This window comes from Oceanisphaera psychrotolerans, from assembly GCF_001870485.1.
In the GTDB taxonomy this organism is placed as follows: Bacteria; Pseudomonadota; Gammaproteobacteria; order Enterobacterales; family Aeromonadaceae; genus Oceanimonas; species Oceanimonas psychrotolerans.
In genome coordinates this window covers 25,632-31,631 of the sequence record NZ_MDKE01000031.1, presented here as the reverse complement: position 1 = coordinate 31,631, position 6,000 = coordinate 25,632, and the positions used below count along the sequence as shown (strand labels likewise).

Below are 6,000 nucleotides of genomic sequence, written 5' to 3'. Positions count from 1 at the left end.
AAGCCCGTCGCGGCGAGCTGAAAAACTTCACCGGCATCGACTCGGCCTACGAGCAACCGGAAGCGGCGGAAATCCACCTGGATACCACCGCCCTCAGCGCCGAGGAAGCCGCAGACCAGGTCATCGACGCCCTGCGCCAGCGCGGTATCATCACCGCCTGAACGCCAAGCGTTTAACAGCAAGCAAAAGGAGCCGAAAGGCTCCTTTTTTTGATCGTGGCTTTTGGTGTTTTCAGTCGGCAGCCTCTATCGTCATTCCCGCGCAGGCAGCAACCCAGTGTTCTATGCCGTGCCGGTAACAAAAAAGGCCGGATTGCTCCGGCCTCTGAAATCGGGTGTTTTACACCGCCGATGTTATTCGATGGTGGTGGCAGTCTGTTCCACCTTTTTCACCAGTTCGGACCAGAACGACAGGACCAGTTTCTGATCATCATCGTTGAGCTCGCCGCTCAGGATGGCCTGATTGAGGCTGGTGTTGACCCGGGCTTTCACGTCTCGCACATGGTTACGACCGGCGATCTCGCTCTGGGCGACCGACAGGGTAATGTGCCCGCGCAGATAGCCACCGGCAAACAGCTGATCATCGGTGGCGGTGGCGATATTGCCGTCAATTTCTGCCAGCAGCAGCCGTTCAAATTCAAAAATATTCATTTATTGCGCCTCGTCTTCCGGGTTTGCCACCCGCACCAGAACTTCATCATGATAGCCAGTGATCACCCGCATCAGGCCGCCAAGCGCTCGGTCCAGTTCGGGATCATTGGTGTCTACTCGCAACGGACGGCCTTGCAGCGAATTAAGCTTGGTTTTGGTCGCCAGTAGCCAGATATTGTCACGCCCGACGGTCTTGATCACCTCGGGGCTCAGCTGCTGATTACCACGGCCAAAAATATGGCCCTGGCCCCCGATCAGGGTGATCACCAGCTTGCTTTTCTTGTCCCTGATCTGTTGATACAGGCCTCTGGCATCCAGATCCGAAGCCACCAGGCGTTGCTGGTAAACCAGATCCACGCCCAGCAAGGTATTCTCTAGCCCCAGCCGTTCCATCACCGCCGCCACGGTGCTGCCGGAGCCCATGATGAAATAGCAGTCGTCATCTTCCTGCATGCGTTCGATGATGTCGTCGGCGATGTCGGTCAGCACCAGCTCGTCCGACTCCACGCCGGACACCTTGACCGCCTGCACATAGCTGAGCTCGCCCGGGATCAGCATTTCGCCGTAGCGGCGGGCACGCACCCGCCCCTCGCGGAAGGCGGCTTCGTCGATGTCCATCACATCCGCTTCCATCAGACTGACCGGTTCGCCACGCACCAGCTTGGCCAGCAGGCGCCCGGTGCCGGCCGGCGTGACACCGTAGACCCCGGAATGAATTTTCACTCCGGCGGGAATGCCCAGCACACAGAGGCCGTCGGGGGCGGCGGCGCAGACATCCCGCGCGGTGCCATCGCCACCGGCGAACAACAGCAGGTCGATGCCCTGCTCCACCAGACTGGCTACCGCGTTACGGGTGTCTTCGGCGGTGGTGGGACTGGCGGGCCGGTAGCAGGCATTGAAGGGCAATGCCAGCTGGCGACAAACGGTTTCTCCCATGTCCCCGGCTACGGTGAACAGCGTAAACCGGTCTTTGAGGTCGGTCAGCTCGGCCAGTGCCAGCTGAGTGCGCGTCAGCGCCCGGGGCTCGGCACCCAGAACCAGCGCCTGCTCGGCCATACCGTCGCTACCTTTGAGCGCCACACTGCCGCCCAGCCCCGCCAGGGGATTGATAATCAAGCCAATCTTAAACATCGCAGCCCTCGCTGAAACATAGCTTTAGAACATAAGCCGCCGACGGCTGATAGCACGGAATTAGCCGAAGTCGGCCGCCGTAAGTGCCGGTCGCCGGTAATGATGCCGCAGCGCCGCCATCAGCGTCTGGGCCCGGGGCGGAAACCCCTGCTCCAGGTAACGCAGTGCCTGCTCCCGCACCTTTGCCTTGAAGGCGTGACGATCCGGTTCCACGCTGCCGTTGAGGTTGTCGCAGCTCACGTTGAAGTGAAAACCGCAACACAGCGACAACGCCCATTCGATGGCCTGGGGTTTGATCTCCACCGCTTCAAACTGCTGCTGCTGCTCGCCATCACGACCGTCCGGACAATACCAATAGCCGTAATCCACCTGCGTGCGCCGGGCCTCGCCCGCCAGCAGCCAGTGAGCGATTTCATGCAGGGCGCTGGCAAAAAAACCATGAGCAAAAATAATGCGATGATGGTCCACCTCGGCATCGGCCGGCAGATAGATGGGTTCGTCGTCACCCCGCACAAGCCGCGTATTGTACGTGGCGGCGAAGCTTTGGTTAAACAGGGAAATCAGATCCCGGTAGCAAAATGACATAAAAAAAGCGGCCCTCGATTCAGGGCCGCCATTTTACCCGGCTGCGGGGGGTAAACAAGGGGGAAAGGTGACCCGACTTGTTAACGCAGCTTCGGCGTACCGGTGAGCACTTCGGCGTTCTGGCCCCGGTTGAGCAGCAGATGGTCAAGCAGCACGATGGCCAGCATCGCCTCGGCGATGGGCACGGCACGAATGCCGACGCAGGGATCGTGACGACCACGGGTCACCAGCTCGGCGGCGTCACCGGTGGTGTCGATGGTGTTGCCCGGTACCATGATGCTGGAGGTCGGCTTGAGCGCGATGCTGGCCACGATGTCCTGGCCGCTGGAAATACCGCCCAGAATGCCGCCCGCATGGTTGCTGGCAAAGCCTCGGGGCTCAGTTCATCACGATGCTCGGAGCCTTTTTGCTCCACCACCGCAAAACCGTCACCGATTTCCACGCCCTTGACCGCGTTAATGCTCATCAGCGCATGAGCGATGTCGGCATCCAGCCGGTCGAACACCGGCTCGCCCAGGCCCACGGGCACGCCCTGAGCCACCACCTGAATTTTGGCGCCGATGGAATTGCCTTCTTTTTTCAGGTCACGCATATACTCATCCAGCGCGTCCAGTTTGCCTGCATCGGCAAAGAAGAAGGGATTGGTTTCAATCAGGCTCTTGTCGAACGCCTCGGCCTTGATCGGGCCCAGCTGGGTCAGGTGTGCGAAGATGGACACCCCGTATCTGGCCAGCACCTTCTTGGCGATGGCCCCAGCCGCTACCCGCATCGCGGTTTCCCGCGCCGAAGAACGGCCACCACCGCGATAGTCGCGAATGCCGTACTTCTGGTGATAGGTGTAGTCCGCATGGCCCGGACGAAACAGATCCTTGATGGCCGAATAATCCTTGGAGCGCTGATCGGTGTTTTCGATCAGCAGCCCGATGGAGGTGCCGGTGGTCTTGCCTTCAAACACGCCACTCAGGATCTTGACCTGATCCGCTTCCCGTCGCTGGGTGGTAAAACGGGAGGTGCCCGGCTTGCGCCGGTCCAGATCCTGCTGCAAGTCTTCTTCGTTCAGTTCTATGCCCGGCGGTACGCCATCGACCACGGCGCCCAGAGCCAGACCATGGCTCTCACCGAAGGTTGAAACGCGAAAAAGGGTGCCGATACTGTTCCCTGCCATTAGTGGTTTCCTTTATTGATATTTAAAACTGGTCCCGAAAGGGTTCAAGATCGCGCCGACTGATCACGAAGACGCCATGGCCGCCGTGCTCGAACTCGACCCACAACAGCGGCAGCTGGGGGTAGGCTGCTTCCAGGTGGATCTGGCTGTTGCCCACTTCCACTACCAGCAGGCCGTCTTCGGTAAGAAAGTCGCAGGCCTGGGCCAGCAGACGGCGGGTAAAGTCGAGCCCGTCGCAGCCGGACGCCAGCGCCAGCTCGGGTTCGTGCAGGAACTCGTCGGGCAGGTCGCTCATGTCCTCGGCATCTACGTAGGGCGGATTGGCCACAATCAAATCGTATCGGTCGCCTTCAGGCAACGCCGAGAACAGGTCCGATTCTATCGGAATCACCTGCTGCTCGAGGCCGTGGTTCTGGATGTTGATTTCCGCCACGTCGAGCGCATCGCGACAAATATCCAGCGCGTCCACTTCGGCATCCGGAAAGGCGTGCGCCAGGGCGATGGCGATGCAGCCAGAGCCGGTGCACAGGTCCATGATCCGGCGGGGCTCAAGGCTTAGCCAAGGGGCAAAGCGGCCGTCGATCAGCTCGGCGATGGGCGAACGCGGGATCAGCACCCGCTCGTCCACATGAAACTCGTAACCGGCAAACCAGGCGGTGTGGGTAATATAAGGGGTGGGAATACGCTGCTCTACCCGCATCTTGAGGGCATCGAGCAGGACTTTTCGCTCACTGGTCAGCAGACGTGCATCCCGTACCTGAGGCGGGCAGTCCTGGGGAAGATGGAGCAACGGCAGTATCAGCTGCACCGCTTCGTCCCAGGCGTTATCGGTGCCGTGGCCATAAAACAGGCCGGCCTGCTGAAAACGGCTGACGGCAAAACGTAACCAGTCACCTACAGTGTGCAGCTCGATGAGTGCTTCATCATGAAAAAGCGTGTCCAAAACCCCTCCGCCTCGATAAAATGGCTGTTTTTTAATAATCGGATACAGACATGTCCCCCACCTCTAACCCCGAAGACGACGAAAAAGCGCTCTTTAAGGCGGCGGTGCAGGGTGTCCGCAAATTGAAGCAGGATACCATAAGTCCGCACCGGGCGCCGGTCAAGGTGAAAGCGCAGCGGCAAATGGTACGCAAAGACAGCGCCGAAGCGCATCCTTTTTCCGATGTATACGAGCCTTATCTGGATCAGGAAGGGCCCACCCGCTATCGCGAGCCCGAGACCTCGGCCTATGAGCTGAAAAAACTGCGCCGGGGCGATTATGTGCCGGAGTTGTTTCTGGACCTGCACGGTCTGACCCAGGAACAGGCCAAGGAAGAGTTGTCGGCATTGCTGCTGGCGGCCCGGCGCCAGCATGTAAAGTGTGTGTCCATCATGCACGGCCACGGCAAGCATATCCTGAAACAGCGGCTGCCGATGTGGCTGGTACAGCACCCCCAGGTGCTGGCGTTCCACCAGGCCACCCGGTCATGGGGCGGCAACGCCGCCCTGCTGGTACTGCTGAGAATCGAGATTTAGCGGAAAAGAAAGGCGTGAGACAAGCTGCAAACACCGCGCTGAGGGCCGAATGAGTTCGCTTCTGCAAGCGGCGTTGTGTGACCGACGGCTTATGGCCGTTCGACGATAGTCATGTATTCACACCGCTTCGGCCGGTGCCTGCATCTTGCCGATAAGCCGGTTGATTTCATGCACCGTGATACGGTGGCGCTCGTCGGCGTGCTCCGGCATCACCATAATGCCCTTGGCGTAGCTGAAGGCCCCTCGGCCATGAATGTATAACCGTCCACTGAAAAAGGTTTTTACGTACTTTGCAATCAACAAAGGCTGATATTTGTTAAATATACGCATCTCGCACCTCTGCTCGTTTTTTTGCCATTGCTTATCTGAAGGCCTTATCCCAGAGAGCCCAGTGCCTGGCAGTGTTGCGGGTAATGAGGACGCACATCATGCGGCCCTTCCAGCCAGTTGAACACGGCCCCCTGCCCTTTATCGAAGGACACCTTGGCAATACCCGAGGTCACGAAAATCGGGGCCATGGTGGCCGGACAGAGACTTTCGACCAGAAAACCGACGACAGGCATGTGACTGACCACCAGCAGGTTTCCCCTTGGATGAAGGTCGCCGTACGCCAGCAGCAGGCTGGCTGCAATATCCGCATCGGCGTTGGGCGTAAGCTCATCACAGCTTTCCACCTGAGTACCAACAATATAGTGTGAGAGTTGCTGCCAGGTTTGTCTGGCGCGTAGATAAGGGCTGACCAACACACGATCGAACACCGGCACTTGCGGTGCCAACCACTGCGCCATCAAACAGGTTTCATCTCTTCCCTGTACGGTCAACGGTCGTAATGCATCACTGGATGCTTCCGCCGCCGCCTGCCCGTGGCGCATGATAAAGATATTCATCTCCACCTCACTTTCAGGCGAACCCGCCTCATTCAACGGCGGGCATCATACCCCTGCATTTTGT

The 6,000-nt window shown here is 59.1% G+C and carries 8 protein-coding genes and 1 pseudogene; 2 read left to right on the top strand and 7 right to left on the bottom strand.

All coding sequences use genetic code 11. From position 1 onward, the window contains the following. The coding region (locus tag BFR47_RS17535; protein ID WP_139215162.1) for an adenylyl-sulfate kinase at positions 1 to 161 on the top strand (161 nt) is incomplete at its 5' end. A 192-nt stretch (positions 162 to 353) separates the two neighbouring features. Here the strand turns inward: BFR47_RS17535 and BFR47_RS11390 are convergent. From BFR47_RS11390 to prmB, 5 genes and pseudogenes are all read right to left on the bottom strand, one after another. Further along, positions 354 to 650, bottom strand: coding sequence for a YfcL family protein (locus tag BFR47_RS11390; RefSeq protein ID WP_071473190.1), 297 nt, complete (start codon positions 648 to 650; stop codon positions 354 to 356). Then, entirely contained in the window at positions 651 to 1,781 is a 1,131-nt protein-coding gene (locus BFR47_RS11385) for an ATP-NAD kinase family protein (RefSeq protein WP_071473189.1), read from the bottom strand. A gap of 60 nt (positions 1,782 to 1,841) precedes the next feature. After that, positions 1,842 to 2,366 (bottom strand): elongation factor P hydroxylase, encoded by a 525-nt coding sequence (locus BFR47_RS11380; protein ID WP_071473188.1) that lies wholly within the window; start codon positions 2,364 to 2,366, stop codon positions 1,842 to 1,844. A gap of 80 nt (positions 2,367 to 2,446) precedes the next feature. Next, positions 2,447 to 3,531, bottom strand: a pseudogene (gene aroC, locus BFR47_RS11375) (chorismate synthase). Between the two features lie 22 nt (positions 3,532 to 3,553). Further along, positions 3,554 to 4,474, bottom strand: a complete 921-nt coding sequence (prmB, locus tag BFR47_RS11370; protein ID WP_071473187.1) for a 50S ribosomal protein L3 N(5)-glutamine methyltransferase — start codon at positions 4,472 to 4,474, stop codon at positions 3,554 to 3,556. Positions 4,475 to 4,524: 50 nt separating this feature from the next. Between prmB and smrB the strand changes: the two genes are divergently transcribed. Continuing rightward, positions 4,525 to 5,049: an endonuclease SmrB gene (gene smrB / locus BFR47_RS11365; RefSeq protein WP_071473186.1), complete on the top strand. Its 525-nt coding sequence runs from the start codon at positions 4,525 to 4,527 to the stop codon at positions 5,047 to 5,049. Positions 5,050 to 5,166: 117 nt separating this feature from the next. On the opposite strand, the gene BFR47_RS11360 is transcribed toward smrB, so the two are convergent. After that, a complete protein-coding gene (locus BFR47_RS11360) occupies positions 5,167 to 5,379 on the bottom strand; it encodes a DUF1107 domain-containing protein (RefSeq protein WP_071473185.1) in 213 nt (70 codons plus the stop codon). A gap of 44 nt (positions 5,380 to 5,423) precedes the next feature. Then, on the bottom strand, positions 5,424 to 5,936 hold the full coding sequence (gene sixA, locus BFR47_RS11355) for a phosphohistidine phosphatase SixA (RefSeq protein WP_071473184.1): 513 nt from the start codon (positions 5,934 to 5,936) through the stop codon (positions 5,424 to 5,426). Between the last annotated feature and the right edge of the window lie 64 nt (positions 5,937 to 6,000).